The sequence below is a fragment of the Paracoccus sp. TOH genome (genome assembly GCF_030388245.1).
GTDB lineage: Bacteria > Pseudomonadota > Alphaproteobacteria > Rhodobacterales > Rhodobacteraceae > Paracoccus > Paracoccus simplex.
The window spans coordinates 16,890-42,599 of sequence record NZ_CP098361.1; the positions used below are offsets into that span (position 1 = coordinate 16,890).

General features: G+C 67.0%; 22 protein-coding genes and 1 pseudogene. 15 read left to right on the forward strand and 8 right to left on the reverse strand.

The annotated features are described in order from the left end of the window. Positions 1-271 precede the first annotated feature (271 nt). Positions 272-1,426 carry a glycosyltransferase family 87 protein gene (locus tag NBE95_RS10750; protein ID WP_289895958.1) on the forward strand — a complete coding sequence of 385 codons (1,155 nt, stop codon included), beginning with the start codon at positions 272-274 and terminating at the stop codon, positions 1,424-1,426. Positions 1,427-1,529: 103 nt separating this feature from the next. After that, positions 1,530-3,014: a UbiA family prenyltransferase gene (locus NBE95_RS10755; protein ID WP_289895453.1), complete on the forward strand. Its 1,485-nt coding sequence runs from the start codon at positions 1,530-1,532 to the stop codon at positions 3,012-3,014. Between the two features lie 17 nt (positions 3,015-3,031). Here the strand turns inward: NBE95_RS10755 and NBE95_RS10760 are convergent, their stop codons facing one another. After that, positions 3,032-3,397, reverse strand: a complete 366-nt coding sequence (locus NBE95_RS10760; RefSeq protein ID WP_289895454.1) for a hypothetical protein — start codon at positions 3,395-3,397, stop codon at positions 3,032-3,034. 296 nt (positions 3,398-3,693) lie between these two features. Here NBE95_RS10760 and NBE95_RS10765 point away from each other — a divergent pair, with 296 nt between their 5' ends. Continuing rightward, positions 3,694-5,097, forward strand: coding sequence for a hypothetical protein (locus tag NBE95_RS10765; RefSeq protein ID WP_289895455.1), 1,404 nt, complete (start codon positions 3,694-3,696; stop codon positions 5,095-5,097). A gap of 25 nt (positions 5,098-5,122) precedes the next feature. On the opposite strand, the gene NBE95_RS10770 is transcribed toward NBE95_RS10765, so the two are convergent. Next, complete coding sequence (locus tag NBE95_RS10770; RefSeq protein ID WP_289895456.1) at positions 5,123-6,073, reverse strand: helix-turn-helix domain-containing protein; 951 nt, start codon at positions 6,071-6,073, stop codon at positions 5,123-5,125. A gap of 97 nt (positions 6,074-6,170) precedes the next feature. Here NBE95_RS10770 and NBE95_RS10775 point away from each other — a divergent pair, with 97 nt between their 5' ends. Continuing rightward, on the forward strand, positions 6,171-6,713 hold the full coding sequence (locus NBE95_RS10775; RefSeq protein ID WP_289895457.1) for a cysteine hydrolase family protein: 543 nt from the start codon (positions 6,171-6,173) through the stop codon (positions 6,711-6,713). A gap of 147 nt (positions 6,714-6,860) precedes the next feature. On the opposite strand, the gene NBE95_RS10780 is transcribed toward NBE95_RS10775, so the two are convergent. The 4 genes from NBE95_RS10780 to hpbA form a co-directional block, all read right to left on the reverse strand. Then, complete coding sequence (locus NBE95_RS10780) at positions 6,861-7,913, reverse strand: proline racemase family protein (protein ID WP_289895458.1); 1,053 nt, start codon at positions 7,911-7,913, stop codon at positions 6,861-6,863. A gap of 115 nt (positions 7,914-8,028) precedes the next feature. Beyond that, on the reverse strand, positions 8,029-9,030 hold the full coding sequence (locus NBE95_RS10785; protein WP_289895459.1) for a glycine betaine ABC transporter substrate-binding protein: 1,002 nt from the start codon (positions 9,028-9,030) through the stop codon (positions 8,029-8,031). A gap of 619 nt (positions 9,031-9,649) precedes the next feature. Further along, complete coding sequence (locus NBE95_RS10790) at positions 9,650-10,234, reverse strand: dimethylsulfonioproprionate lyase family protein (protein ID WP_289895460.1); 585 nt, start codon at positions 10,232-10,234, stop codon at positions 9,650-9,652. A 58-nt stretch (positions 10,235-10,292) separates the two neighbouring features. Further along, positions 10,293-12,329 (reverse strand): N-methyl-L-proline N-demethylase HpbA, encoded by a 2,037-nt coding sequence (gene hpbA, locus NBE95_RS10795; RefSeq protein ID WP_289895461.1) that lies wholly within the window; start codon positions 12,327-12,329, stop codon positions 10,293-10,295. A gap of 148 nt (positions 12,330-12,477) precedes the next feature. Between hpbA and NBE95_RS10800 the strand changes: the two genes are divergently transcribed. The 7 genes and pseudogenes from NBE95_RS10800 to NBE95_RS10830 form a co-directional block, all read left to right on the forward strand. Continuing rightward, on the forward strand, positions 12,478-13,116 hold the full coding sequence (locus tag NBE95_RS10800; RefSeq protein ID WP_289895959.1) for a TetR/AcrR family transcriptional regulator: 639 nt from the start codon (positions 12,478-12,480) through the stop codon (positions 13,114-13,116). A 358-nt stretch (positions 13,117-13,474) separates the two neighbouring features. After that, the gene (locus NBE95_RS10805) at positions 13,475-14,470 is read left to right on the forward strand and encodes an ABC transporter substrate-binding protein (protein ID WP_289895462.1); all 996 of its coding nucleotides are present in this window, start codon (positions 13,475-13,477) and stop codon (positions 14,468-14,470) included. 73 nt (positions 14,471-14,543) lie between these two features. Continuing rightward, positions 14,544-15,431, forward strand: a complete 888-nt coding sequence (locus NBE95_RS10810) for a proline/glycine betaine ABC transporter permease (RefSeq protein WP_289895463.1) — start codon at positions 14,544-14,546, stop codon at positions 15,429-15,431. Then, positions 15,424-16,464, forward strand: a complete 1,041-nt coding sequence (locus NBE95_RS10815) for a glycine betaine/L-proline ABC transporter ATP-binding protein (protein ID WP_289895464.1) — start codon at positions 15,424-15,426, stop codon at positions 16,462-16,464. The genes NBE95_RS10810 and NBE95_RS10815 overlap by 8 nt, the downstream gene beginning before the upstream one ends. Then, entirely contained in the window at positions 16,461-17,258 is a 798-nt protein-coding gene (locus NBE95_RS10820; protein WP_289895465.1) for a pyrroline-5-carboxylate reductase dimerization domain-containing protein, read from the forward strand. Before NBE95_RS10815 ends, NBE95_RS10820 begins: the two co-directional genes overlap by 4 nt. Then, the gene (locus tag NBE95_RS10825; protein WP_289895466.1) at positions 17,255-18,739 is read left to right on the forward strand and encodes an FAD-dependent oxidoreductase; all 1,485 of its coding nucleotides are present in this window, start codon (positions 17,255-17,257) and stop codon (positions 18,737-18,739) included. Before NBE95_RS10820 ends, NBE95_RS10825 begins: the two co-directional genes overlap by 4 nt. A 24-nt stretch (positions 18,740-18,763) precedes the next feature. Beyond that, a pseudogene (locus tag NBE95_RS10830) lies at positions 18,764-19,136 on the forward strand (transposase); the annotation flags it as partial. 137 nt (positions 19,137-19,273) lie between these two features. Here NBE95_RS10830 and NBE95_RS10835 read toward each other — a convergent pair. Further along, the gene (locus NBE95_RS10835; protein ID WP_289895467.1) at positions 19,274-20,146 is read right to left on the reverse strand and encodes a LysR family transcriptional regulator; all 873 of its coding nucleotides are present in this window, start codon (positions 20,144-20,146) and stop codon (positions 19,274-19,276) included. Between the two features lie 100 nt (positions 20,147-20,246). Here NBE95_RS10835 and NBE95_RS10840 point away from each other — a divergent pair, with 100 nt between their 5' ends. From NBE95_RS10840 to purU, 3 genes are all read left to right on the forward strand, one after another. Further along, complete coding sequence (locus tag NBE95_RS10840; protein ID WP_289895468.1) at positions 20,247-21,458, forward strand: pyridoxal phosphate-dependent aminotransferase; 1,212 nt, start codon at positions 20,247-20,249, stop codon at positions 21,456-21,458. Between the two features lie 8 nt (positions 21,459-21,466). Next, on the forward strand, positions 21,467-22,354 hold the full coding sequence (gene folD / locus NBE95_RS10845; RefSeq protein ID WP_289895469.1) for a bifunctional methylenetetrahydrofolate dehydrogenase/methenyltetrahydrofolate cyclohydrolase FolD: 888 nt from the start codon (positions 21,467-21,469) through the stop codon (positions 22,352-22,354). 89 nt (positions 22,355-22,443) lie between these two features. Then, the gene (gene purU / locus NBE95_RS10850) at positions 22,444-23,328 is read left to right on the forward strand and encodes a formyltetrahydrofolate deformylase (RefSeq protein ID WP_289894835.1); all 885 of its coding nucleotides are present in this window, start codon (positions 22,444-22,446) and stop codon (positions 23,326-23,328) included. Between the two features lie 125 nt (positions 23,329-23,453). Here purU and NBE95_RS10855 read toward each other — a convergent pair whose 3' ends face one another. After that, positions 23,454-24,347 (reverse strand): LysR family transcriptional regulator, encoded by an 894-nt coding sequence (locus NBE95_RS10855; protein WP_289895470.1) that lies wholly within the window; start codon positions 24,345-24,347, stop codon positions 23,454-23,456. 117 nt (positions 24,348-24,464) lie between these two features. Here NBE95_RS10855 and NBE95_RS10860 point away from each other — a divergent pair, with 117 nt between their 5' ends. Continuing rightward, positions 24,465-25,706 (forward strand): FAD-dependent oxidoreductase, encoded by a 1,242-nt coding sequence (locus NBE95_RS10860; protein ID WP_289895471.1) that lies wholly within the window; start codon positions 24,465-24,467, stop codon positions 25,704-25,706. Positions 25,707-25,710 lie beyond the last annotated feature (4 nt).

The following is a 25,710-nucleotide window of genomic DNA, read 5'->3' on the forward strand; positions in this document are numbered from 1 at the left end:
ACCATGCCTATCGAAGACCCCGGCCCCGTTCCGATGCCGGCAGGCGCGGAAAGCGTGTCCCTGAAACATCGCCGTTGCGCAACCGCATGGAATCCGCCGATGGCCGACAATCTGCCCCGTTAGACAAGATGACCGGCGCCGGCAAAAATGCCAAAGATGCGCTGGAGATATCCTGCGAATCGGGTAGCTCGTTGGTACGGTAGTGAGGTGACAAGTGCATATTTCCGGCGGGACGTCTTCGTTCAGATTGTCGCATCCCATCCCCTTGGCGATGCTTCTGCTGGGAATCGTCGCCCTGTTGCTGTTCGGCTATGTCGGCCTGGCACGCGGGACGAGCAGCTTTTCCTTTGACGCGCTGTATTTCTACGTCTCCGGCGAAATGTGGGAGACCGGGGCGACACCCTATGACCCGGTCGCCTTCAAGGGCCAGATGGATTCCATGGTGAGCATCCAGTCGGTCAGCTATGCCTATCCGCCGAATTCCGCGCCCTTCTCGCTGTCGCTCTCGGTCGGCTCGATCAGGCTGGCGCAGATCATCATCGGTTCGATCAACCTGGCCTCGATCCTGGGCATCCTGGCCTTTGTGCACCATGCCATCCGTCTCGACCCGCCGGGCGTCCCCGAGCAGGAGATCCGGGCGGCCGAGATCGTCACCTGGGCGGTGATCATCGGCAACCCGTTCACCGCCCATGTGGTCTGGATGGGACAGACGACGCTGTTTTCCGCCGCCTTCCTGCTGGGCAGCTGGTTGCTTGCCAGCCGGCGGCTCGACCTGCTGGCCGGCATTCTGCTGGGCATCAGCGCCATCAAGCCGCAGCTGGTCTTTCTGGTCGGTTTCTGGTTCCTGCTGGACCGGCGCTGGCAGCTCGTCGCCGCCTCCGCGCTGACCGTGGTGGCGATGTCCGGCTGGCCGCTCTGGGTGAACGGGCTTGATGGCTCGTGGCTGGCCTGGGTGCGGTCGCTGATGGATTACAAGGACGGCGTCTACAACGCCCTGGCCTTCAAGCATGTGTTCGGGCTGCGCAGTCTTCTGGCGACGCAGGACGTGCTGATCCCCTCGACCCTGCCGGTGGCGCTGGTCGGCACGGTGCTGCTTTACGTTTTCCGCAGGCACTACCAGGGCGTCTGGCTGATCGGGCCGTTGCTGGCCCTGTCGGTGCTTTTCGTCTACGCGCATGACTATGACCTGGCGCCGCTGGCGGTGATGGCCTTCCCGCTGCTGATCGCCGCCCGCGGCAAGCCGCAGGTCATGGCGGCGATCATCCTGACGGTCTTCGTGATCTATTTCCCGCAGCGGATCTGGGAAAGCCTCGACCTGGCGCAATTCGCCCGCTCGCGCGAGGTGGCGCTTGGCGCCCTGCTGACGCTCTACCTGGTCGTCTGCCGGGTGCCCCAGCGGGACCGGCGGCTTGAGGCGGCGCCTTGAGCGCGGGGCTCCGCCTCGCCGCCCTGCCCCTCCGGCGCCTTTCGCCGGCACCGATCCGCGCTGCGGCGCGTTCAGACCTTTGAACAGAAATGGATTGTCACCCATGTCCGCCCTAGATGCGCAGGCTTTCCCGCCGGGGGTCCAGGAACCCCACGCCGCCCAGGCCGCCGCCGTTCCGCTGATCGTCGACCTTGACCGGACCTTGTGCCGGTCCGACACCATGCACGAGGCGCTGGTCGGGCTGCTGGCCTCCAGCCCGGCGGCCATGCTTGGCCTGCCCGCCTGGCTGGCCTCGGGCAAGACAGGATTCAAGCAGGAACTGGCCGGGCGAAGAACCGTGGATCCCGCCCTGCTGCCCTATGACGACGAGGTGCTGGCGCTGATCGCGGCCGCCCGCGCCGAGCGTCGCCCCGTGGCGCTGATCTCGGCCTCGGACCAGCGCCAGGTCGCCGCGGTCGCCGCGCATCTGGGCCTGTTCGACGACGCGGTGGGCACCGGCTCGCCCGGGGTCGCGGGCAATCTGTCCGGTCAGGCCAAGGCGGATTATCTGGTCGGCCGCTTCGGCGCCGGGGGGTTCGACTACATCGGCGACAGCGCCGCCGACCTGCCGGTCTGGGCGGCAGCGCGGCAGGCCTATGGCATCCGCGTGGCGCCCGGCATCCGGAAAAGGGCGCGGGCACAGGGCACGGCGCTGCAGACCGTGGGCGACAGCGCCTCGGAGCTGCCCGCCCTGCTGCGCGCCTGCCGACCGCATCAATGGGCCAAGAACGTCCTGGTCCTGCTGCCGGTCCTGACCGCGCACGACCTGACCCATCTGCCGGCAGCGCTGCTGGGCATGCTGTGCTTTTCCCTTGCCGCATCGGCGATCTACATCATCAACGACCTGGTGGACCTGCCCTCGGACCGCCAGCATCCCAGAAAGCGCTTCCGGCCCTTCGCCGCCGGCACGGCCAGCGTCAAGAACGGCCTGTTTCTGGCCGGCGGGCTGCTGGCCGTCGCGGCGCTGGCGGCGCTGCTGTGGCTGCCGGGGCCGTTCTTCTGGACGCTGATGGTCTATCTGGTGGCGACCTCGGCCTATTCCTTCTCGCTCAAGCGCAAGATGATGGTCGACGTGCTGGCTTTGGCCGCGCTTTATACGCTGCGGATCGTCGCCGGCAGCGCGGCGACCGGGATCGTGCTGTCACCGTGGCTGCTGGTGTTTTCGATGTTCCTGTTCTTCGCGCTCGCCACGATCAAGCGCCAGGCGGAACTCGAGGACATGCTGCTGCGCGGCTCGGAAAGGACGGCGGGGCGCAACATGATGGTGGGCGACCTGCCGATCCTGCAGGCCATGTCCATCGGCGCGGCCCAGGCGGCGGTGCTGGTCTTCGCGCTTTATTCGCAGGATCCCGAGGTGCAGGAGCATTTCGATGCCCCGGACCTGCTGCTGCTGATCTGCCCGGTGCTGTTCTTCTGGCTGGGCCGCATGCAGCTGCTGACCCGGCGCGGCCACATGACCGACGACCCGATCGTCTTCACCTTCCGCGACCGGGTGGGACTGGTCTGCGGCGCGGTGATGCTGGGGATCTTCATCCTGGCGGCGCGCTGAACGCGCCGCCCGCCTTCTCAGGCCGAGGAGGTGGCGAAGGCGGTGACCAGCAGGCCCGAAACGATCAGACCCAGCCCCAGCGACCGGCCGACGCCGATCGTCTCCTGCTGGATCAGGGCGTCAATCACCGTCAGCGACACCATGGCCAGGGCAGTGACGGCGGTATAGGTCAGGCTCAGCGAATAAAGCCGGATCGCCGCCACGAAGGCGGTCAGCAGCAGGCCGGCGCTGATCACCGCCATCCACATCCAGGTCGAGCCGAGGATCGACAGCACCAGCGCACCGACATTGCTGGTGTCGAGATGCTGGCCGCCCTTCTTCAGCAACAGGTTCAGCGCCACATTCGCGCCGGCGGCGGTAACGATCAGGGTCCAGTGGTTCATACGCGCAACAAGATCATTGGAAACGATGGGCCTCATGCATATCCCCACTCGGTCCGCGGGAAAGCAGGGCCAGATTATGCCGGCCCCCCGCCAGGTTCAAGCGATCTGCCGGCGGCGCGACCTGTCCCTTGCGGCAGGTATGGCCGGGACGGGCTGGGCGCTTGCCGCTAAAAAGCCCCGCAAGCGCACGTTGCAATCCGGCGATTATGGACTAGAACTCGAGTCACCGCGTCCCGCATCGAAACTGGAGCCCCTCCCCGTGCGCGCATCACCCCGGGTCAGGACGGATCGGTAGCATGGCCGTCTTCGTGCTGCTGATATGGCCCGTCGTGATGATGTGGATGTTCACCCGATACGACCGGCAACAGGCGCTGATCCTGTCGCTGGTGGCCGGCTATCTGGTCCTGCCGCCGCTGATCACCTTCTTCATTCCCGGGATTCCCGGCTTCGACAAGCACACCACGCCGACCGTGGTGGCGGCGATCCTGCTGGCCAGCCGGCAGGGCAGCGATCCATTTCCCGAAGCCCCGTCGATGGGCCCGCTGATCAAGACGCTGCTGGCGATCTTCATCTTCACGCCGCTGTTGACCGACCTGCTCAATGGCGATGTCCTGATCGAAGGGAACACCTTCCGGCCCGGCCTGACCGTCGCCAGCGGCGTGAAAGAGATGTTCCGGGCCTTTTTCCAGGTCCTGCCGCTGCTGCTCGGCTATCGCTATCTGCACGATTTCCGGGGGGCGCGACTGCTCTGCCGCTATATCGTGCTGGCGATGCTGTGGTATTCCATCCCCATGCTGATCGAGATCCGCATGAGCCCGCAGATTAACGTCTGGGTCTACGGCTATTTCCAGCACGATTTCATCCAGACCATCCGCTATGGCGGCTACCGGCCGATCGTCTTCCTGGAGCATCCGCTCTGGGTGGCCTCGATCACCGCCGTCGCCTTCGCCTTCGCCGTCGGGCTGGCCCGGTCGGAAAGGACGCGGCGCGCAAAGCTGATCGTCGGCTACCTGGCCTTTGCGCTGTTCATCTGCAAATCCGCCGGGGCGCTGATCCTTTCGGCCATCTTCATCCCGCTGATCGCGCTCTACTCGCCCCGGCGGGTGGTGCTGGTCGCGGCGGTCGCGGTTTCGGTGGCGACGCTTTACCCGGTGCTGCGCTCATCGCCCTTCATGCCGCTGCAGGGCATCGTCGACCTGGCGATGAGCGCCTCGCCCGAGCGCGCCCGCTCGCTCGAGTTCCGCCTGATGAACGAGGAGCGGCTGCTGGAGCGCGCCATGGAAAAGCCGCTGCTGGGCTGGGGCGGCTCGGGGCGCTCGCTGATCGTCGATCCCTATGACGGCGATCTGATGGCGATTCCGGACGGGCTGTGGGTGATCTATCTGGGTTCGCGCGGCATGCTCGGTTATCTGGCGGTCTTCCTGCTGCTGGCGGCGCCGGTCTTCCTGCTGTATCGCGCGATGTCGAAACACCGATCCGGCCCCGTTTCGGAATATGCGCTGCTGGGCGCCATGGCGGTGGCGGTGGCGATGAACGTCATCGACCTGATCCCCAATGCCACGCTGACGCCGATCACTTGGCTGATCGCCGGCTCGCTGCTGGGCAATGCGGCCCGGGTCTATGCCAGCAGCGCCGCGCCCGCTGCCATCCTGGAAAGCGAGCCAGAGCCAAGGAAACGCGGACTGGCGACCATCCTTTAGAGGCGCGGGGTGGCGGTCCGCCGGCTCAGGCGTGGAAGCGCTGCCGATATTCGCCCGGCGGCAGGCCGACGATGCGCAGGAACACCTTGCGAAAGGCGCCGGGGTCGGAATAGCCGACCTCCCAGGCGATGCGCTCGACCGGTTGCTGGCCGAATTGCAGCAGTTCCTGCGCCTTCGCCACCCGCAGCCGTTGGGCGTAATCGGTCGTCGTCAGCCCGGTCGCCTTCTGGAAACGGCGCAGGAAGGTGCGCTCCTCCAGCCCCGCCTGCCCGGCCAGGACGGAAAGCCGCGTCTCGCGGCCCTCTTGCGCCTGCAGGAAATGCTGCGCCTTCAGGATCGCGGCATCGCCGTGGCTCAGCCGCGGCACGAAACCGCTGTAATAGCGCTGCTCGCGCCCCGGCAGATCGACCAGCAGCATCCGCGCGGTTTCGGTCATCGCCACCGGCCCCAGGAAGCGGTCGACCAGCTTCAGGCCCAGGTCGGTCCAGGACATCAGCCCGCCGGCCGAAACGATGTCGCCGCCGTCGATGATCAGCCGGTCGCTGTCCACCCGCACCCGCGGGAAACGGTCCTGCAAAACCTGCGCATAGGTCCAATGCGTGGTCACGGCGCGGCCGTCCAGCAGCCCGGTCTCGGCCAGCAGGAAGGCGCCGGCGCAGACCGAGGCCAGCACCGTGCCCCCGGCATGGCACTCGCGCAGCCAGCCGGCCAGCGGCGCGGCGGTCTCGGCGCCGATCGGCGGCTCCAGCGAGGGTGGCAGGATCAGCACGTCGCAGCGCGCCTCCTGCGCCTGCTGCGGGTCGCTGTCGAAGACCGGTTGCGGCGCGGCGGCCCCTTCGGCGCGCAGGTGCAGCACGCGCAGGCCCTCGCCCTGCCGCGCCGAGCGGGCGGCGATCCCGAACAGGTCGGTCAACCCCAGCACCGCCGAAAGCTGCATGCCGGGATAAAGCAGGATGCCGATCCTTGCCTGGGCCATTGTCCGGATCACCCCTGATTCTGTCGGTTTCGACAGTAGCCGGAACCGGACGCCCAACGCCATGCTGCCGGGGCAACAAGCACCGAAAGGACAGACCATGTCGAAGCGCGCCATTCTTGTCGTCGATTTGCAGAACGAATACTGGCCCAGGGGCAATTTCTCTCTGGTCGGGATCGAGGCCGCGGCCGCCAATGCCGCCCGGGTCATCCGTCATGGCCGCGAAAACGGCGATCTGGTGGTGAACATCCGCCACGAGATGCCGGGCGGGCCGATCTTCGTGCCGGGCAGCGACGGCGCGCAGATCAACGAAGCCGTCCTGCCCCAGGCCGATGAGCCGGTGATCACCAAGAACTTCGCCAATTCCTTCCGCGAGACCGGGCTGGACGCGCTTCTGACGCAACAGGGCGTCGAGGAGGTGGTGGTGGTCGGCGCCATGAGCCATATGTGCGTGGATGCCACCACCCGGGCTGCCAACGACCTGGGCTACCGGACGGTGACCGTCCACGACGCCTGCGCCACCCGCGATCTGGAGTTCAACGGCGTGACCACCCCCGCCGCGCAGGTCCATGCCGCCTTCATGGCCGGGCTGGCCTTCCTTTATGGCGAGGTCGTCGGCACCGACGAGCTTCTGGCGCGCTGAGCGGTCGCCGCGCCGTCAGACCCGTCGCAGCGAGCGGCGGGGGCCGGCGGGGGCTGGCGGGGCCGCCGCGCGGTTTCCTCATACGGGCCGGGGCCGACCCCGGCCCGACGGGACACCCGCGACCGAACGGTCGGCGCCGGAACGGCGTCACGCCCAGGTATCGCCGACGGTGAAGCCTTCCGGGAACGGATCGTCATGGTCCAGCACCAGCGTGTTCAGCCCATGGATCCAGCTGGTGCCCGAGATTTCCGGCACCACGGCGCGGCGGCCGGCGATCTCGGTCTCCTCGATCAGCCGCCCGGTATAGACATTGCCAAGAATGCTCTGGTGCCGGAAGCTCTGGCCCAGCGGCAGCTCGCCCTTGGCATGCAGCACCGCCATCTTGGCGCAGGTGCCGGTGCCACAGGGGCAGCGATCCAGCGCCCCGGTCCAGGTCGCCGGATTGTCCCAGGAAAATTCGCCCGAGGCCATGGTGACCGCGTTCTTCCAGTCCGCCTGCGGGTCGTCGGTCGGCCCGGACAGTTGCGAGATGGTGATGCCCACGCCCGGATAATCGGGATGCTCGACCGCCAATTGCTCGATCGCCGCCTGCCGGATCATCGAGGAGATGCGGGCGATTTCCCGGCCATGCTCGGGGATCAGCTGCAGGCCCGGGAATTGCCGGACATCGGCGATGGCATAGAACATGCCGCCCCAGCCGATATCGACGCGGACGCGGCCCAGATGCGGCACCTCGATCTCGGCATCCAGATGGGTGGCGAAAGCCGGCACGTTGCGGAAGGTCACGCTTTTGACCTTGCCGTTGCGGCATTCGGCGCGGATCCGGATCAGCCCCGCCGGCGCCTCGAGCACCAGTTCGGTGACCGGTTCCTGCATGGGCAGCAACCCCATCTCCAGCAGGACCGTGGCGACCGAGATGGTGTTGCCGCCGGACATGACCGGATATTCGACCTGCTCCATGATCACATAGCCGGCATCGGCCTCGGGATGCGAGGGCGGCACGATGATGTTGCAGCAATGCGCCGCATAGCCGCGCGGCTCGCGCAGCATCAGCTTGCGCAGCTGGTCGTCATTGGCTTCCAGCCATTTCATCTTCTCGTAGACCGAGCCGCCGGGAATATGCGGAACGCCGCCGGTGATCACCCGCATCGGCGTTCCGGCATGGGTATCGACGGCATGGATCATTCGCTTGAACGCCATACGGGTTTCTCCTGAGGCGAAGATTGGGGGAAGGGTCGATGCTTCGCCCGCCAGGGATCGGGCGAAGCGCAGGGTGCGTCAGCCGTGCCGGCCTGTCCAGCCGCCGGCGACCGATCTAGAGGGCGGCCTCGACCTTCGCGGCCACCTCGGCGGGCAGCCATTTGGTCCAGATATCCTTGTTCTCCTCAAGGAAATGGATGGCGCCTTCCTCGCCCATGGCCTGGTTGTCGCCCTGCCAGGCCATCAGCCTGGCCACGGTGTCATTGCTCCAGCCGCGGGTGTTGAAATAGTCCAGGATCGCGGGGCTGGCCCGGTCGGCGAAATCCTTGGTCAGCACTGTCATCACCGTGTCGATGGGCCAGCCGGTGACCTTGGGATCGGCGCAATCCAGATCGGTGATGCAGCGTTTCCATTCGACCGGATCGTGCTTGACCGCCGGTTTCAGCAGCACCAGCTGGTATTTGCCCAGAAGCGCGGTCGGCGCCCAGTAATAGGTGATGAAGCCTTCCTGCCGCTCATAGGCCCGGGCGATCGCGCCGTCCAGTCCGGCGGCCGATCCGGGGCGCATCAGGTTGAACCCCTTCTGTTCCCCTTCATAGGCCTTGAAAAGCTGTGCCGTGACCACCGTGGCGCCCCAGCCTTCGGCGCCGTTGAAAATCACGCCGCGGCCGGGGTCTTCCGGGTCAGGGAAAAGCTCGGGATGTGCCAGGGCATCCTCGACGGTCTTGATCTCGGGATGCGCGTCGGCCAGGTATTTCGGGATCCACCAGCCTTGGATGCCGCCGTCCGGCAGCGCCGGCGCGCCATAGACGATCTTGCCGTCCTCGAGCCCGCGCGGCACGATCTCGGGCAGCAGATCCACCCAGGTTTCCGAGGAAATGTCGGGCGAGCCTTTCTCGACCATCGAGGTGGTCGAGGGCACGGTATCGCCGGGAACGGTCTCGGTGCTGCAGCCGTAGCCGTTCTCGAGGATGAACTTGTCGACGTAGGTCAGCAGCTCGGCGCTTTGCACGTTATGCAGCGCCAGCGTGACATTGCCGCAATCCTGCGCGGTGGCCAAGCAGGCGCCGCCGAAAAGCCCGGCGGCAAAGACCGTCGAAGCGAGCAGTCTTGGCATTCTTCCCTCCCTGTTTGCGGCGTTGTTTCAGGGCAGCGTGCCGCGTCATGCCTGCCCCGCTGGGTGAAACGGTTGGTCTTGGCAGGCCGGCCGTTCGTTATGACTCGTATATTCGTATACGATATTCGATATCTGCTGCCCTGCATCGATTCTGTCAAGGGATTCCTGCAACGGCAGACTGCGGAGCGGTGCCCCGATCTCGCGCCCGGCCCATCGGCGCCGACAGGTCGCGATGGGCTCGCTCAGCACGTCGAGCAGCATGTCGTCGAGCCGCGGGGTGGCGCCGAGCCCGGGCATATCCGGGCGCGGACATGGCTTTGGCAGTGGTTTCCTGCAGGCTGACGGCATAGCCGGCCGCCAGGCAGATGTCGCAATGCCGCCAGTCTGGGTCAGGCGGTCATTCTTCGAGATCTTCAGCCAACGCTTTCCGCGGCATCAGCTGTACGATGATCGGGAGGTCGGTGCGGCGGCGCAGCGACAGAAGCTTGGCGGTTTCGCGCTGAGCAAGGGCAGATCAGGATAGCGCCGGGCCAAGCCTTGCCGCCCGGTTGCCGGTCGCTTGTGCGGGCGGAGGGGGCTCTGCCCCCACACCCCCGGGGTATTTGGAAAACGGTGAGGATCAGACCCGCAACGCCCAGAGGGCAAACAGCGGTTCCTCCTCGGCGCGCATGGCGTGGACCGCGTTCGGGGGCACGAAGAAGCTGCCGCCGATGCCGGGCTGGAACCAGTCGCGGCCGGGTTTGCGGAAGCTGCCGGGCGACAGGACCAGATAGGTTTCCTCGGGCGCGTGCTGGTGGTCGGGATAGCGGATCTGCGGCGCGATCAGGCTGAGGCCGATCCAGAGGTCGCGGCGCTCCTCGATGCCGCCGGGGCCCAGCAGCATGGCATTGGCATGGTTTTCGGCGAAATTCGCGCTGGCGCCGGCATCGCCGGTCCGGCGGCGCCAGCACAGCAGCGGCGCCAGGGCACGCACCGCCTGCAGGAGCTCGGCCAGATCCCCATAGTCCATCTCGCGCGCCAGCGCCCGGTCGAGCAGCGCATCCACCACCGGCAGGCTTGCCGGCCCGGCGCCCGTTTGCCCCACCGCAAGCACCGCCTCCGATATGGCCTGAAGCGAGGCCGGGGAGTTGCCATCATGGGCCCGCGCCCGCATGGCGGGCAAGGCGACATCGAGGAAATCCTGCAAGGGTTGCGGTCGCGGCATTTGGGTTCACCTTTCGGATCCGGCCGGCGCGCGGGTTCTCGCCGCGTGCCGGGATGCGTTACAAATCTTTGACCAGCCGCAGCGCGTCGTAGATCGCGGCATGGGTATTGCGGGCGGCCACCGCATCGCCGATGCGGTAGAGGCGGAACCTGCCCTCGGGGTTCTTGCGGACCTCTTGCGGCCCGCCGGCGGTCAGCGCCTCGTAATCCACCTCGCCCAGGTTCGAGGACAGCGGCTTCAACGCGAAATACAGCTCGTCCAGCGGCCGGGTGCCATGGTTGACCACCACCTGGTCCACGATGCGCTCGCGGGTGAAGGCGCCGTAATCGCTGCCGAGCGTGGCGCGCAGCTGGTTGCCCTCGCTCGTCACCGACCTGAGCCGCCAGGTCACGGTGAAGGTGGTGTCGCGCTTTTGCAGGTTACGCATATAGGGCACCAAGTTCATCGCCATCACCTCGGGCGAGAAGCTGCGGTCGGGGGTGACGATCTCGACCCTGGCGCCGGCGGCCGAGATCAGGTCGGCGGCCTGCAGCCCCGCGTGATCGCCGGCATCGTCGAAGATCAGCACGTTCTGGCCCGGCTTCACGTCGCCCGACAGGATATCCCAGGCCGAGGCAACCAGTTCGTTGCCCTGTTCCAGAACCTCGACATGCGGCAGACCGCCAGTGGCGACGATCACCGCGTCGGGATCGGTGGCCAGCACGTCGGCCGCATCGGCGAAGGTGTTGAAGTTGAACGTCACGCCGTGCTTCTCGCATTGCGCCATGCGCCAGGCGATGATCGAGATCATCTCGCGCCGGCGTTCGTCCAGGGCGGTCAGGCGGATCTGGCCGCCGGGCTGGTCGGCGGCCTCGAAGACCGTGACGTCATGGCCGCGCTCGGCGGCGACGCGGGCGGCCTCCATGCCGGCGGGACCGGCGCCGACGATGGTGATGCGCTGTTTCGCCGGGGCGGGCGGGATGGTCTGCGGCATGGTCTCTTCGCGGCCGGTGGCGGCATTGTGCAGGCAGAAGGCCATGCCGCCCTGATAGATGCGGTCGAGGCAGTAGTTCGCGCCGACGCAGGGACGGATGTCGTCCTCGCGCCCCTCGACGACCTTGCGGACCAGATGCGGGTCGGCCATATGCGCCCGCGTCATGCCGACCATGTCCAGCAGTCCCGCCGCGATGGCGTGGCGCGCGGTCGGCACGTCGGGGATCTTGGCGGCGTGGAAGGTCGGAAAGCCCGTAGCCTTCCTGATCTGGCCGGCGAATTCCAGATGCGGGGCGTTGCGCATCCCCTGCACCGGGATCACATCGGTCAGCCCGGCATCGGTGTCGATATGGCCCTTGACCACGTTCAGGAAGTCGACCAGTCCGCTGTCCTTGAGCTTTTGCGAGATCGCCAGACCCTCCTCGGCGGTCAGCCCGCCCGGCAGATCCTCGTCGCCGGTATAGCGCACGCCCAGGATGAAATTCTCGCCGCAGCGTTCGCGGATGCCGCGCAGAATGTCGAAGGTGAAGCGCAGCCGGTTGTCGAGGCTGCCGCCATAGGGGCCGTCGAGGTCATTGGTCAGCGGCGACCAGAACTGGTCCATCAGGTGGCCGTAGGCTTGCAGCTCCAGCCCGTCGAGCCCCGCCGCCTTCATGCGTTCGGCCGCATCGACATAGTCGCCGATGATGCGGTCGATATCCCAGTCTTCCATCTTCTTCGGAAAGGAGCGGTGCGCCGCCTCGCGTTCGTGGCTGGGCGAGACGACGGGCAGCCAGTCGGCCTTGTCCCAGCGGGTGCGGCGGCCCAGGTGGGTCAGCTGGATCATCACCGCGCAGCCATGGTCGTGGCATTCGTCGGTCAGCTGCTTCATCCAGCCGACCACCTCGTCCTTCCAGGCCAGAATGTTGTTGAAGACCGGCGGGCTGTCGCGCGAGACCGAGGCCGAGCCCGCCGTCATGGTCAGCGCCACCCCGGCCTTGGCGCGCTCGACGTGATAGGCGCGGTAGCGGTCCTTGGGCATGCCGTCCTCGGGATAGGCCGGCTCGTGGCTGGTGATCATGATCCGGTTGCGGAGCGTCAGGTGCTTCAGCTGATAGGGCTGCAAAAGGGGATCGTTCGACATGGCTCTGCCTGTGAGGGGTGGGAGTCGTTGCCCCAAGAAGGCAATGAAATGTTCACTTGTGTCAATTAAAAAATCATGAGTGATCCTTTGGTATGCACTCATGGACATTTTGCTTGAGGCGAATCGTTGCGGCGGCTATGCAGAAGTCATGGAAAACCCTGTTGTTCCCGAGACCGGATGGCGCGGCTCGCGCGAGGGCTGGCTGGAAGCTGGCTACCAGGCGCTGATCGACAGCGGCGTCGACGCGGTGAAGATCCTGCCCCTGGCCCGGCAGCTGAACCTGTCGCGCACCAGCTTCTACTGGTTCTTCGCGGACCGCGAGGCGCTGCTGACCGCGCTGATCGACGGCTGGGCGGAAAAGACCACCGAGCCGATGGTCGCGGCGACCCGCGAATATGCCGAATCGCGGGCCGAAGCGATGCTGAACGTGCTCGCCTGCTTCCTGTCCGGGGCTTTCGACGCGCGGCTGGAATTCGCGGTGCGCAGTTGGGCGCTGCAGGACGCCCGCGTCGCCGCGCGCATCGAGGCCGCGGACGAGGCGCGGCTGTCGGCGCTGCGCGACATGCTGATGCACTGGGGCCTTCCCGAGCACGAGGCCGATGTCCGCGCCCGCACCATCTATCTGACGCAGATCGGCTATATCTCGATGCGGGCGCAGGAGAGGCTGGAGACGCGGCTGGCGCGCATCCCCACCTATGTCGAGATCTATACCGGCCAGGCCGCCGAGCCGCGCGAGATCGCCCGCTTCGACGCCCGCGTCAGAAGCATGGCGAAAGCCCCGTCATGAGCGGCGCCATGCCAGGCGGCATCCCCTGCATCCGGGGCAGGATCGCGACGATCCCCGGGCCGTGTCCCCTCGCCCGCCCTGCCCGACCGGCCCCTGCACGACCGATGGCGCGATTCTTGCACAAAATGCCGTTATCCTTGCATCCCGCCGCCGGGCCGGCTGGAAGGATGGCACATCGGCGGCACCCGACCGCCGGCGGATCCTGCCCAGGATCCGAATTGCCCTGCAGGCGGCCGCCCTGCGTGGCCGCTTCCCGGGACGAAAGCCGGCAGGAGACCCATCCTGACCCAATCAGCCACCCGGTTTTCTGCGACGGGCCGGGCGGCGGTGATCAATGTCGCGACAGGGAAATGACATCATGAAACGATCCTATCTTTCCGCCTCTGCCCTGGCTCTGATGGCGCTGGCCGGCACCGCCTCGGCCGATTGCAGCAACCTGACCATCGCCAGCATGAACTGGCAGAGCGCCGAGCTGATGGCCAGCCTCGACCAGTTCATCCTCAACGAAGGCTATGGCTGCGACGCCGAGATCGTCGTCGGCGACACCGTGCCCAGCATCACCTCGCTGGTCGAGAAGGGCGAACCCGAGGTCATCCCCGAGGCCTGGGTGGACCTGATGCCCGAGCTCGTCGCGTCGGGGCTCAAGGACGGCAAGATCGTCGAGCTTGCCCGCTCGCTGTCGGATGGCGGCCAGCAGGGCTGGTTCATCCCGCGCTACATGCTGGACGAACATCCGAACCTGAACAAGATCGAGGAGATCCTGGCCCATCCCGAGCTGTTCCCGGCCCCCGAGGATCCGGGCAAGGGCGCGGTCTATAACGGCCCGGCCGGCTGGGGCGGCACGGTCGTCACCACCCAGCTTGCGAAAGCCTTCGACATCGAGGGCCATGGCTTCAGCCTGGTCGATACCGGCTCGGCCGCCGGGCTCGACGGCTCGATCGCCAAGGCCTACGAGCAGAAGGCGCCCTGGCTGGGCTTCTACTGGGCGCCGACCTCGCTTCTGGGCAAGTACGACATGGTGCCGGTCGATTTCGGCATGGAAAACGACATGGCGGAATGGAAGCGCTGCACCTCGGTCGCGGATTGCGCCGACCCCAAGCCGAACGCCTTCCCGGTCGACAACGTCTTCACCCTGGTCTCGAAGGAATTCGCCGACGCGGCCGATCCGGGGGTGATCGACTATCTGTCCAAGCGCAGCTGGGACAACGGCACGGTCAACAAGATGATGGCCTGGATGACCGACAACCAGGCCATCGGCGAGGAAGGCGCCCGCGAGTTCCTGCGCACCCACGAGGAGATGTGGACGCAATGGGTCTCGCCCGAGGCGGCGGAAAAGATCAAGGCCGCGCTCTGATCGCGACCCGTGCGGGCGGTTTCCGGGCCGCCCGCCCCTTTCCTCCCAGCAAAGAGAGGCGGACGGCAACGCCATGTCCTGGTTTACCTCATTCCCCCAGATCGACGACGGCCATCTTCGCGACCTCAAGCGGGTCATTGACGAAGGTTTCCGCAATTTCACCCGCAGCTACGGCGACATGATCGAGGGCTTCTTCAGCCCGCTGCAGTCCTTCCTGATCTGGTCCGAGCGGCTGCTGACCAACGCGCCCTGGCCCATCATCCTGCTGATCGTCGCCGCCCTGGCCTGGGGGGCCAGCCGCAGCCTGCGCGTGGTGATCGGCAGCGTGGTGACCCTGGTGCTGATCGGCATGTTCGGCATGTGGGACGACACCATGAAGACCGTGTCGATGATCCTGGCCGCGACGCTGCTTTCGATCGCCGTCGGTCTGCCGCTGGGCATCCTTATGGCGCGCTCCGAACGGGTGCAGTCGGTGCTGAACCCGATCCTCGACGTGATGCAGACCATGCCGAGCTTCGTCTACCTGATCCCGGTGGTGATGCTGCTGGGCATCGGCCGGGTGCCGGGGCTGATCGCCGTGGTGATCTATGCCCTGCCGCCGATGATCCGCCTGACCAACCTGGGCATCCGTCAGGTCGACCGCGAGGTGCTGGAAGCGGCCGACGCCTTCGGCTCCTCGGCCTGGCAGAAGCTGGTCAAGGCCGAGCTGCCACTGGCGCTGCCCACCATCATGGCGGGCATCAACCAGACCATCATGATGGCGCTGGCCATGGTGGTGATCGCCTCGATGATCGGGGTGCAGGGGCTGGGCCAGCCGGTGCTGCGCGCCATCTCGAACCAGTATTTCACCCTGGGGCTGTTCAACGGCTTCGCCATCGTCGGCATCGCCATCCTGTTCGACCGCGTCAGCCAGGCCTGGGGCAAGCGGCTGCAGAAACATCGCGAGGCCAGCCATGCCTGATCCCATCGGCATCGAGATCCGCAACCTCTACAAGATCTTCGGCCCCAATCCCGACGCCTATGTCGAGGCGGTGCGCGCCGGCATGACCAAGGCCGAGCTGCAGGCGCGCCACGGCCATGTTCTGGGCCTGCGCGACATCAACATCCAGGTGCCGGCCGGCAGCATCCAGGTCATCATGGGCCTGTCCGGCTCGGGCAAGTCGACGCTGATCCGCCACATCAACCGGCTGATCGAGCCCACGGCGGGCGAGATCGTCATCGAGGGCCAGAACGTCGTCGCCATGTCGCCCGAGGCGCTGCGCGAGTTCCGCCGCCACAAGACGGCGATGGTGTTCCAGAAATTCGCGCTGCTGCCGCATCGCACCGTTCTGGACAATGCCGCCTACGGGCTCGAGGTGCAGGGCCTCTCCGAGGCCGAGCGCTATCGCACCGCCATGCGCTGGATCGAGCGCGTCGGCCTGAAGGGCTTCGAGAAAAGCTACCCGAGCCAGCTTTCAGGCGGCATGCAGCAGCGGGTGGGGCTGGCGCGGGCCTTGGCCAATGACGCGCCGATCCTGCTGATGGACGAGGCCTATTCGGCCCTCGACCCGCTGATCCGCTACGACATGCAGACGGTGCTTCTGGACCTGCAGCAGGAGGTGAAGAAGACCATCGTCTTCATCACCCACGATCTCGACGAGGCGCTGCGCATCGGCGACCGCATCGCGCTGTTGCGCGACGGCTGCGTGATCCAGCAGGGCTCGGCCCAGGACATCGTGCTGCGTCCCGCCGACGATTACGTGGCGAATTTCGTCCAGCATGTCGACCGCGGCCGGGTGCTGAAGGTCGGCGCGGTCATGGTCAGCCCGCACGGCGCCGACAACCTGCCCCAGGCCAGCATCGCCGCGGATGCCACCATCGCCGATGCGCTGCAGCAGATGGCCGCCGGCGGGCTTCAGGCCATGCGCGTCGAGTCCCCCGATGGCAGACTGCTGGGCCTGCTGCCCTTCCGCAACGCCATCGACGCCTATACCGGCACCGGAGCCGCTGCATGAGGATCGGCATCATTGGCGCCACGGGCTGGCTGGGCTCGGCGCTTGGTGCCGGGCTTTTGTCGCGCGGCATCGCCCGGCCGGGCGATCTGGTGCTGCTGAACCGCAGCGGACCGCGGCCCGACTATCACGGCCATGCCGATATCGCCTGGGCGCGGGACGCCGCCGATCTGGTGGCGCAAAGCGACGTGGTGGTGGTTTCGGTGCGTCCCGAGGACTGGCCGGGCCTGGCGCTGCGGGCCGAGGGGCGGCTGGTCCTGTCCTTCATGGCCGGAGTCGGGGCGCCAGAGCTGGCGCGCTGCGGCGGCCGGATCGTGCGGGCGATGCCGAATGCGGCGGCCGAGATCGGCGCCTCTTATTCGCCGTTCTGGGCCGCCGAGGGCGTGGACGAGGCCAACCGCGATACGGTGCGGCGGCTGCTTTCCGCCATCGGCACCACCGACGAATTGCCGGACGAGGCGCAGATCGACCTGATGACCGCCCTGCCCGGCTCGGGCGCCGCCTATCCGGCGCTGATGGCCGTGGCAATGGCCGGGTTCATGCGGGCGCAGGGCATCTCGGAAGCCATCGCCTGGCGCTCGGCCGAGGCAGCGGTGGTCGGCGGTGCGCGGCTGCTGCAGGGCCGGATCGCCGATGCGCCGGCGCTGCTGGCCGCCTATCGCGACTATCGGGGCACCACCGCCGCCGGCATCGCGGCGGCCGAGGCGGCAGGTTTCAGCCGCGCCCTCGTCGCGGCGCTGGAAGCGGCGACCGACAAGGCCCGGCACATGACGCGGGACGCGGGGGATGCGGAATGAGCCGGCCGCCGCTTTCCGAGCTCGACGGGACGGAATACGAGGTGATCGTCATCGGCGCCGGCGCGGTCGGCTGCGCCAGCGCCCGGCAACTGGCCGGCCGCGGCTTTCGCACGCTGCTGATCGACCGCGGCGATATCGGCGCCGGCACCTCGTCGCGCTCAAGCCGCATGCTCTATTCCGGGCTCGGCTATCTCGCGGCGCGCTATCCGCTCTGGCAGATGCCTTTCCGCCCCGCCGACATGCTGCGCCGTCTGCTTTACACCCGCGAGGTCATGCGCTGCCGGGCGGAACTGGTGCACGACATGCCCGGCCATCTGACGAAGCACCGCTTCCACTACCCGTTCCGCAACGGCGACCGCTATCCGCCCTGGCTGGTCGATCTGGGCTTCCGGCTGGTCGAGGCGCTGGACGGCTGGCGGGTGCCGCTGGCCTATCGCCGCCTTCCGCCTGCGAAAGCCGCTGGCGAAAGCGCCATGGCCGCCGCCCTGGGCGGTCCGCTGCGCGGCGTGGGCGTGTTCGAGGAATACATGTATGCCTGGCCCGAGCGCATCTGCATCGATACCGCGCTGGATGCCGAGCGGCGCGGCGCCCGCATCCGCACCTATGCCGAGGTCGTGGCCATCCGCCCCGAGGGCGAGGGCTGGCTTGTCACCCTGGACGAGCGCGCCCCCGGGATGCAGGGCCGGGCGCAGGTCCGTGCCCGCCTGGTGGTGAATGCCGCCGGCCCCTGGATCGACCGGGTGCCGGGCGGCGGCGGCGAATCCGGCAGGCGCCGGGTGATCGGCATCAAGGGCGTCAACGTCATGGTACGTCTGCCCGAGGCGTTCCGCGGTCAGGGCCTGGAGGCGTTTTCCAGCAAGGGCGAGCCCTATTACGTCTTCCCCTGGCGCGATTTCCATTTCATCGGCCCGACCGAGACCGAGGTCACCGGCAATCCCGACGACATCCGCGTCGAGGATGCCGAGATCGCCTATATCCTGGCCGAGGCCAACAACCTGTTTCCCACTCTGCGGCTGACCCGCGCCGATGTGCTGCATTGCTGGTGCGGGGTACGGCCGACCTCGTCGCGCGACGGCCGCACCACCAGCCTGCCGGTCGAAGTGGCCGAGGATCCCGCCCGCCCCGGCCTGCTGGCCGTCACCGGCTCGACCATCATGCTGCATCGTCACGCGGCGCGGAAGGTGGCACGCCGTGTCGAGAAGCGCCTCGGCAAGCGCGGCCCCGCCCCGACCGGGACCATCCCGGCGCCGGAAAGCCGCGACGAGGGCATCGGCCAGATGGCGGCGCGGGAACATGTGGTGCGTCTTTCGGACTTGATCCGCCGGCGTTTGCCGGACGGGCTGGGGCCCGATCTGGGCCGCGACCGGGCCGAGGAATTGTCGCATATCGCCGCCGCCAGCCTTGGCTGGTCCGAGGCCCGTCGACACGAAGAATTGCAGCATTTCGAGGCGGATACGGCCCGGATCTATCGTCAATTATAGAACGCACGGCCTGACGCGGTCAGCCTGACCGAGGCCGACGACTGTGCTGAACGGCGAGCCCACGGCACCCCCCCGAATCGACCCGACAGCTGACGCTTGGGGCAGACAAGGATATGATGCGACCGGGTTTGTCACCGACCCGCGCCGGGCCTGCGTCACGCCGCATGTCGCGCAGAGAGCGCGACATTCAGCGGTCGACGGCCGCACCACCCGGCATGAGAGCCATGCCCTGTCCCAGAAACACCGCAAGCGCATTGAGGAGGCTTTCGGCTGGGCCAAGACCGTCGGCGGCATGACCCAGCCCGTCTATCGCGGCATCGAACGGGTGCGATCCCGCTTCATCTTAACGATGGTCACCAATAACCTGGCCCGACTGCCCAGGCTGCTGGCGGCATGAAGCCGAAAACTGGCACCCGGCGCCCATGCCTCTCGTAGAAACGGGCAGACGCGCAAGGCCGCCGGTCCATCCGACAGGAAAACGTTCCAGCGCGCCGACTCATTCAGCGACCTGTTAGGGAATGAACTTGCGCATACCTAGAGCGGGCGAATGCCCTCGGCGCAAGCCTTGACAAAAGCGGTGATCGCGGGCGCGCGAGGGCCGGACCGACGCCAGATCACCCCGGTCCTGCGCGTGTCCCGGAATTCCAGTGGCAGCTTGCGCAACCGAAGCCCGGCCGGCCAGGGCGGTGCCCAGTCGGGGACGATCGAAACGCCGAGATCGCAGTCGACATGCGCCGCGATCGCGTCCAGCGCATCAAGCTCCAGCCATTCCTGCACCACCAGCCCGTTCTCGATCAGGTAGCGGTCGACGATCTGCCCGCCCCACTGATTGCGGTCATAGCGGATGAAGCGGCATTGCCGCAGCAGGGCATGCGGCTCTAGTTCCGGTGCGCGCTCCGAAGCGATGAACACCAGCGGCTCGTTGCGAATGGTCAGCCAGTCGGTCGCCTTCGGAATGGCAAATTGCGGCTGCACGATGATCGCCGCGTCGAGCTGGCCGTCGACCACGCGGTGATACAGGTCGACCGAGGAACCGGGCTGGACGAAATATTCGATCGCGGGATGCTCGGCGCTGAGCCGCGTCAGAATGCTCGGCATCAGGCCGGTCAGCGAGGTCGCGGTTGCGCCCAGTCGCAATTGCCCGGCCGGCACGCCATTGGCCGCCAGCGCCCGAAGATCGCGCGTCCCCTGCACCAGAGTCCGAGCCTGGTCCAGGATCGCCAACCCCTCGGCGGTGGGCTGGACGGCACGACCATTGCGACTGACCAGAACATGACCCAGTTCGCTTTCCAGGGCCCGCAGGCGTTGGGCCAGGGCTGCGGGGGTCATGTTCAGCCGTCGCGCCGCCTCGGCGATCGAGCCGCAATCTGCGACCATGATGAAGCTTTCCAGAAAACGCATGTCCATGAAGATGGAAATACTATCTTTTGAAAGTATGAAAAGCCGTTTTTGCCTTTGTGTCTTCGCTTGCTAGGCTTGTGCGGAATCGACATGAAAGGATTGGCCGATGAGTATCGCGGAAAAATTCAGCAGGCTTGGCACGGATAACGCCCCGGGACAGGAGGTGCGCCAATCGGCCGAGGCGGACTTCCTGCTCGGCGAGGCCGTCACGGGGCGTCCGGTCGATTTCTCGCATGGCGATGTCGATGCGCATGGGCCGACGCCGGGGGCGTTCGCGCTGTTTTCGGACGGCGTGGCCCAGGGCGGACGTCAGGCCTATACGGAATACCGCGGCAGCATGGACATTCGCGCGCTGCTGGCCCCGCGCCTTGCCGCCTTCACCGGCAGCCCGGTCGATGCCGAGAACGGGTTGATCATCACGCCCGGCACGCAGGGGGCGCTGTTCCTTGCCGTGGCGGCGACGGTTTCGCGCGGCGACAAGGTCGCCATCGTCCAGCCGGACTATTTCGCGAATCGCAAGCTGGTCGAATTCTTCGAGGGCGAGATGCTGCCGGTCCGGCTTTCCTACGAGGATGCGGATGAAAGCCGCGCCGGCCTCGACCTGGACCAGCTCGAGGATGCGTTTCGGGCCGGCGCACGGGTTTTCCTGTTCTCGAACCCGAACAACCCGGCCGGCGTCGTCTATTCCGCCGCCGAGATTGCGCAGATCGCCGCCCTGGCCGGGAAATACGGCGCCACGGTCATCGTCGACCAGCTTTATTCGCGGCTGACCTATGCGGGCGTCGGCTATACCCACCTGCGCGCGGCCGCGGTCGATGCCGAGAACGTGGTCACCATCATGGGGCCATCCAAGACGGAATCGCTCAGCGGCTACCGGCTGGGCGTCGCCTTCGGCTCGACCGCCATCATCGCGCGGATGGAAAGGCTGCAAGCCATCGTCTCGCTGCGGGCGGCCGGCTATTCGCAGGCGGTGCTGCGGGGCTGGTTCGACGAACCCTCGGGCTGGATGGAGGACCGGATCAAGGCGCATCAGGCGATCCGCGATGATCTGGTCGGACTGTTTCCCCAAATCAAGGGCTGCAGCGCGCGCCTGCCGCAGGCCGGCAGTTACCTTTTCCCGCGGCTGCCGCAGCTCGGCATCACGCCAGACCGCTTCGTCAAGGCGCTGCGCCTGCAGGCCGGGGTCATCATCACCCCCGGAACCGAGTTCAGCCCGCATACCGCTGGAAGCGTCAGGCTGAACTTCTCGCAGGACCACGTGGCCGCGGTCGCAGCAGTGCAGCGGCTGGCGGCACTGGTCGAGCGGTACCGGGCATAGACCGTCGGATGACGTCGACGCTCATCGACGGGCAGGCGTTTGCGCTTGGCTTGCGCGGGCGCGTTGCGTCCGGGGTCGCGGGTCTGGCGGCGCACGGTGTGGTTCCCGGTCTTGCGGTGGTGCTGGTGGGCGAGGATCCGGCCAGCGAGGTCTATGTCCGCAACAAGGGCATCCAGACCCGCGAGGCCGGCATGGCGAGCTTCGAGCACAAGCTGCCGGCCGAGACCCCGCAAGAGGATCTTCTGGCGCTGATCGGCCGGCTGAACGCCGACCCGGCGGTGCATGGCATCCTGGTGCAGCTGCCGCTGCCCGGGCACATGGATGCCGAGCGGGTGATCAACGCCATCGACCCGGCAAAGGACGTGGACGGGTTCCACATCTCGAATGTCGGGCTGCTGGGGACCGGGCAGAAAAGCATGGTGCCCTGCACGCCCTTGGGCTGCCTGATGCTGTTGCGCGACCGGCTTGGCGATCTTTCCGGGCTGAACGCGGTGGTGGTGGGGCGCTCGAACATCGTCGGCAAGCCGATGGCGCAGCTTTTGCTGGGCGACAGCTGCACGGTGACCATCGCGCATTCGCGGACCAAGGATCTGGCCGGGCTCTGCCGCACCGCCGACATCCTGGTCGCGGCGGTCGGCCGGCCGCGGATGATCCGCGGCGACTGGGTCAAGCCGGGGGCGACGGTGATCGACGTCGGCATCAACCGCATCGAGGAGGACGGCCGCACCCGGCTGGTGGGCGACGTCGATTTCGACAGCGCGGCCCAGGTCGCCGGGGCCATCACCCCGGTGCCGGGCGGGGTCGGGCCGATGACCATCGCCTGCCTGCTGGCCAACACGCTGACCGCCTGCTGCCGGGCCCATGGCTGGCCCGAGCCCGAGGGCCTGACCGCCTGAGACATGCGCAGGGCCGGGTGTCCCCGGATGCCCGCCGATTTGCACAAGAAGGAAAATCGGGCCCCGTGCCCTTTTCAGTGGAGAGCCTGATGAAGAAATACACGCTGACGGTCGCCTGCCCCTCGACCCGCGGCATCGTCGCCACCGTGGCCGGCTTTCTGGCCGAGCATGGCTGCAACATCACCGACAGTTCGCAATTCGACGATACCGAAACCGGCAAGTTCTTCATGCGCGTCAGCTTCGTCTCGGAAGAGGGCGTGGGGCTGGAGGATCTGCGCGAGGGCCTGGCCGAGCCGGCCAAGCCCTTCGCCATGCAATACGCCATCCACGACGAATCCGAGAAGATGAAGGTGGTGATCATGGTCAGCCGCTTCGGGCATTGCCTGAACGACCTTCTGTATCGCTGGCGCATCGGCGCCTTGCCGATCGAGATCGTGGCGGTGATCTCGAACCACATGGACTATCAGAAGGTGGTGGTGAACCACGATCTGCCCTTCCACTGCATCAAGGTCACCAAGGAGAACAAGCCGCAGGCCGAGGCCGAGCAGATGCGCATCGTGCGCGAGACCGAGGCCGAGCTGATCGTGCTGGCGCGCTACATGCAGGTCTTGTCGGACGAGATGTGCAAGGAAATGTCGGGGCGGATCATCAACATCCACCACTCGTTCCTGCCGAGCTTCAAGGGCGCCAACCCCTACAAGCAGGCCTTCGAGCGCGGGGTGAAGCTGATCGGCGCCACCAGCCATTACGTGACCGCCGACCTCGACGAGGGCCCGATCATCGAGCAGGACATCATCCGGGTGACCCATGCGCAATCGCCCGAGGATTATGTCTCGCTGGGCCGCGACGTGGAAAGCCAGGTGCTGGCGCGGGCCATCCACGCCCATATCCACCGCCGGGTGTTCCTGAACGGCAACAAGACCGTCGTCTTCCCGGCATCGCCCGGAAGCTACGCATCCGAGCGCATGGGCTGAGAACCGCGCCGGGCGGCCAGCGGGCCGCCCCGTTCCGCCCCCGCCTTCACCGTTGCAAAAATGCCCCCGCCGGAGGCAGGCAACGGCCAGGATCACGCAGGGCGGTGAGCAAGGGCGGTGGCATTTCAGCCCGGGATGCCGGCGGCGCCGAACGCCGCGACCAGCCAGGCGTGAAACTTGCGCACGGAGGGCGAGGGGCTGGGCCGCGTCAGCGCCACGGTATGCACCAGCGAGGTCGGAAGTCCCGCCCCGGCCGGCGCGCTGAGCCGACCGGCGGCGAGATAGGGATCGCAATGCGTCCCGAAGACGATGCTGATGCCGCCGGAGCCTGCTACCATTTCGAGTGCCGTCGCCGCATTGTCGACCTTGACCGGTGCGACCCGCGGCGCAAGCACCGTCCCGCTGGCATCCGCCCAGCGTTCCCAAAGCTGGTGCTTGCCCTGGACATAGATCATGCGGCGCGCATTGATCCATTCCGCCAGCGGCTGGCCCTGGGCCGGTCCCGGTTCTCCCGCCGGCGCGACCAGCACCATGCGCTCGCGCCGCAGGGGGGTCAGTTCGGGCCGCAACTGGACCTCGTCCACCACGGCGATGCTGAGATCGGCCAGTTCGACATTGGGGTCGGTCCAGATCGTGCTGTTGACGCGCACCTCGATATCCGGGTGCAGGGCGTGGAAGCGGTGCATCTCGGCCGAGAGCCAGATCGAAGCGAAGGAGATCGGCGCCGAGACCGTCACGGTCCGGCGCGCGCGCGCGCCGACAAGCCCCTGCGTCGCGGCCTCGAGCACGTCCAGCGCCTCGGCCACCCCGGGGCGATAGGCCTGGCCGACCTCGCTGAGTTCCAGCCCGTTGCGCAGGCGGTGGAACAGTGGCCGGCCCAGATACTGCTCGAGCGCCCGGATGCGCTGGCTGATCGCCGATTGCGTGCAGTTCAGTTCCTCGGCCGCCTTGCTGAAGCTGAGATGGCGGGCGGCGGCGTCGAAGGCCTGCAGATAGGTCAGATGCGGCAAGGCGCGCATGAAGGCATCCAATTCTTTCTGATCCTATTAACAAAACGGGGTCTGAGGGTAAAGTTCGCTTTCTTGCGCGATGCCCCCTGACGGCCGAGGTTGCGGGTAGGAAATCAGGATGACCCAATGCCGATAGAACTTCTGAAATATGGCCTGAGGCGCGGCCATCGTCCGTTCCGCGACATCCCGCCCACGCCCGATCTGCGCAAACATTATGACGTGGTGATCATCGGCGGCGGCGGGCATGGCCTTGCCGCGGCCTATTACCTGTCGAACCATCACGGCGTCAGGAATGTCGCCGTCCTGGAAAAGGGCTATCTCGCGGGTGGGAACACGGCCCGCAACACCACCACCGTCAGGTCGAACTACCTGACGCCGCCCTCGATCGCGTTCTACCGCGAGGGGGTTTCGCTGTTCGAAGCCATGTCCGAGGAACTGGGTTTCAACGTCATGTTCTCGCAGCGCGGTCAGCTGACGCTGGCCCATTCCGACGCGGCGATGCGCAGCTTCCGGCTGCGGGCCGAGATGGGCAATCATGTCGGCATCCGGGCCGAATTGGTCGACGCCAAGACGGTGCAGGAGCTTTGCCCGCATGTGAACATGGATCTTGGTGGCCAGCACGAGGTTCTGGGCGGGCTCTGGCACGCCGATGGCGGCACCGCGCGGCATGACGCCGTCGCCTGGGGCTATGCCAAGCGCGCGGCCGAGAAGGGCGTCGAGATCCACCAGCGCACCGAGGTCGAGGGCTTCGGCATCGCCAACGGCCGCATCACCGAGGTCAGGACCAATCGCGGCACCATCGCCGCCGGTCAGGTGTTGCAGGCCGCCGGCGGCATGAACGGCCGCATCGCCGAGATGGCGGGCATTCCGCTGCCGATCCGCTGCTTTCCGCTGCAGGCCATGGTGACGCAGCCGCTGAAGCCGTTTCTGGACATCCTGCTGTCGTCGTCGAACCTGCACACCTACCTGGTGCAATCCTCGCGCGGAGAGATCGTCATCGGCGGCGGCACCGATCCTTATCAACTGGCCTCGACCCGTTCGAGCCTGCCGCAGAAGGAATCGCTTGCCACCGGGGCGCTGCAGCTGATGCCGTTCCTGCACAATATCAAGATCCTGCGGCAATGGGCGGGCATCACCGACATCACCCCCGATTTCAGCCCGATCATGGGCGCCTCGCCGCTGCAGAACTACTGGCTGGACGCGGGCTGGGGAACCTGGGGGTTCAAGGCGACGGGGGTTGCAGGCAAGCGCATGGCCGAGACCATCGCCACCGGCCGCGTGCCGGACATTCTTGCCCCCTTCTCGCTCGAACGGTTCTCGCGTTTCGAGCTTCTGAACGAAATGGGCGCGACCGCCGCCGGGCATTAGGAGA

Excerpts from the sequence above, each read along its gene's own strand:
- NBE95_RS10750 (WP_289895958.1), top strand. The coding sequence starts at position 272 with ATGCTTCTGCTGGGAATCGTCGCCCTGTTGCTGTTCGGCTATGTCGGC.
- NBE95_RS10755 (WP_289895453.1), top strand. The coding sequence starts at position 1,530 with ATGTCCGCCCTAGATGCGCAGGCTTTCCCGCCGGGGGTCCAGGAACCC.
- NBE95_RS10760 (WP_289895454.1), bottom strand. The coding sequence starts at position 3,397 with ATGAACCACTGGACCCTGATCGTTACCGCCGCCGGCGCGAATGTGGCG.
- NBE95_RS10765 (WP_289895455.1), top strand. The coding sequence starts at position 3,694 with ATGGCCGTCTTCGTGCTGCTGATATGGCCCGTCGTGATGATGTGGATG.
- NBE95_RS10770 (WP_289895456.1), bottom strand. The coding sequence starts at position 6,073 with ATGGCCCAGGCAAGGATCGGCATCCTGCTTTATCCCGGCATGCAGCTT.
- NBE95_RS10775 (WP_289895457.1), top strand. The coding sequence starts at position 6,171 with ATGTCGAAGCGCGCCATTCTTGTCGTCGATTTGCAGAACGAATACTGG.
- NBE95_RS10780 (WP_289895458.1), bottom strand. The coding sequence starts at position 7,913 with ATGGCGTTCAAGCGAATGATCCATGCCGTCGATACCCATGCCGGAACG.
- NBE95_RS10785 (WP_289895459.1), bottom strand. The coding sequence starts at position 9,030 with ATGCCAAGACTGCTCGCTTCGACGGTCTTTGCCGCCGGGCTTTTCGGC.
- NBE95_RS10790 (WP_289895460.1), bottom strand. The coding sequence starts at position 10,234 with ATGCCGCGACCGCAACCCTTGCAGGATTTCCTCGATGTCGCCTTGCCC.
- hpbA (WP_289895461.1), bottom strand. The coding sequence starts at position 12,329 with ATGTCGAACGATCCCCTTTTGCAGCCCTATCAGCTGAAGCACCTGACG.
- NBE95_RS10800 (WP_289895959.1), top strand. The coding sequence starts at position 12,478 with ATGGAAAACCCTGTTGTTCCCGAGACCGGATGGCGCGGCTCGCGCGAG.
- NBE95_RS10805 (WP_289895462.1), top strand. The coding sequence starts at position 13,475 with ATGAAACGATCCTATCTTTCCGCCTCTGCCCTGGCTCTGATGGCGCTG.
- NBE95_RS10810 (WP_289895463.1), top strand. The coding sequence starts at position 14,544 with ATGTCCTGGTTTACCTCATTCCCCCAGATCGACGACGGCCATCTTCGC.
- NBE95_RS10815 (WP_289895464.1), top strand. The coding sequence starts at position 15,424 with ATGCCTGATCCCATCGGCATCGAGATCCGCAACCTCTACAAGATCTTC.
- NBE95_RS10820 (WP_289895465.1), top strand. The coding sequence starts at position 16,461 with ATGAGGATCGGCATCATTGGCGCCACGGGCTGGCTGGGCTCGGCGCTT.
- NBE95_RS10825 (WP_289895466.1), top strand. The coding sequence starts at position 17,255 with ATGAGCCGGCCGCCGCTTTCCGAGCTCGACGGGACGGAATACGAGGTG.
- NBE95_RS10835 (WP_289895467.1), bottom strand. The coding sequence starts at position 20,146 with ATGGACATGCGTTTTCTGGAAAGCTTCATCATGGTCGCAGATTGCGGC.
- NBE95_RS10840 (WP_289895468.1), top strand. The coding sequence starts at position 20,247 with ATGAGTATCGCGGAAAAATTCAGCAGGCTTGGCACGGATAACGCCCCG.
- folD (WP_289895469.1), top strand. The coding sequence starts at position 21,467 with ATGACGTCGACGCTCATCGACGGGCAGGCGTTTGCGCTTGGCTTGCGC.
- purU (WP_289894835.1), top strand. The coding sequence starts at position 22,444 with ATGAAGAAATACACGCTGACGGTCGCCTGCCCCTCGACCCGCGGCATC.
- NBE95_RS10855 (WP_289895470.1), bottom strand. The coding sequence starts at position 24,347 with ATGCGCGCCTTGCCGCATCTGACCTATCTGCAGGCCTTCGACGCCGCC.
- NBE95_RS10860 (WP_289895471.1), top strand. The coding sequence starts at position 24,465 with ATGCCGATAGAACTTCTGAAATATGGCCTGAGGCGCGGCCATCGTCCG.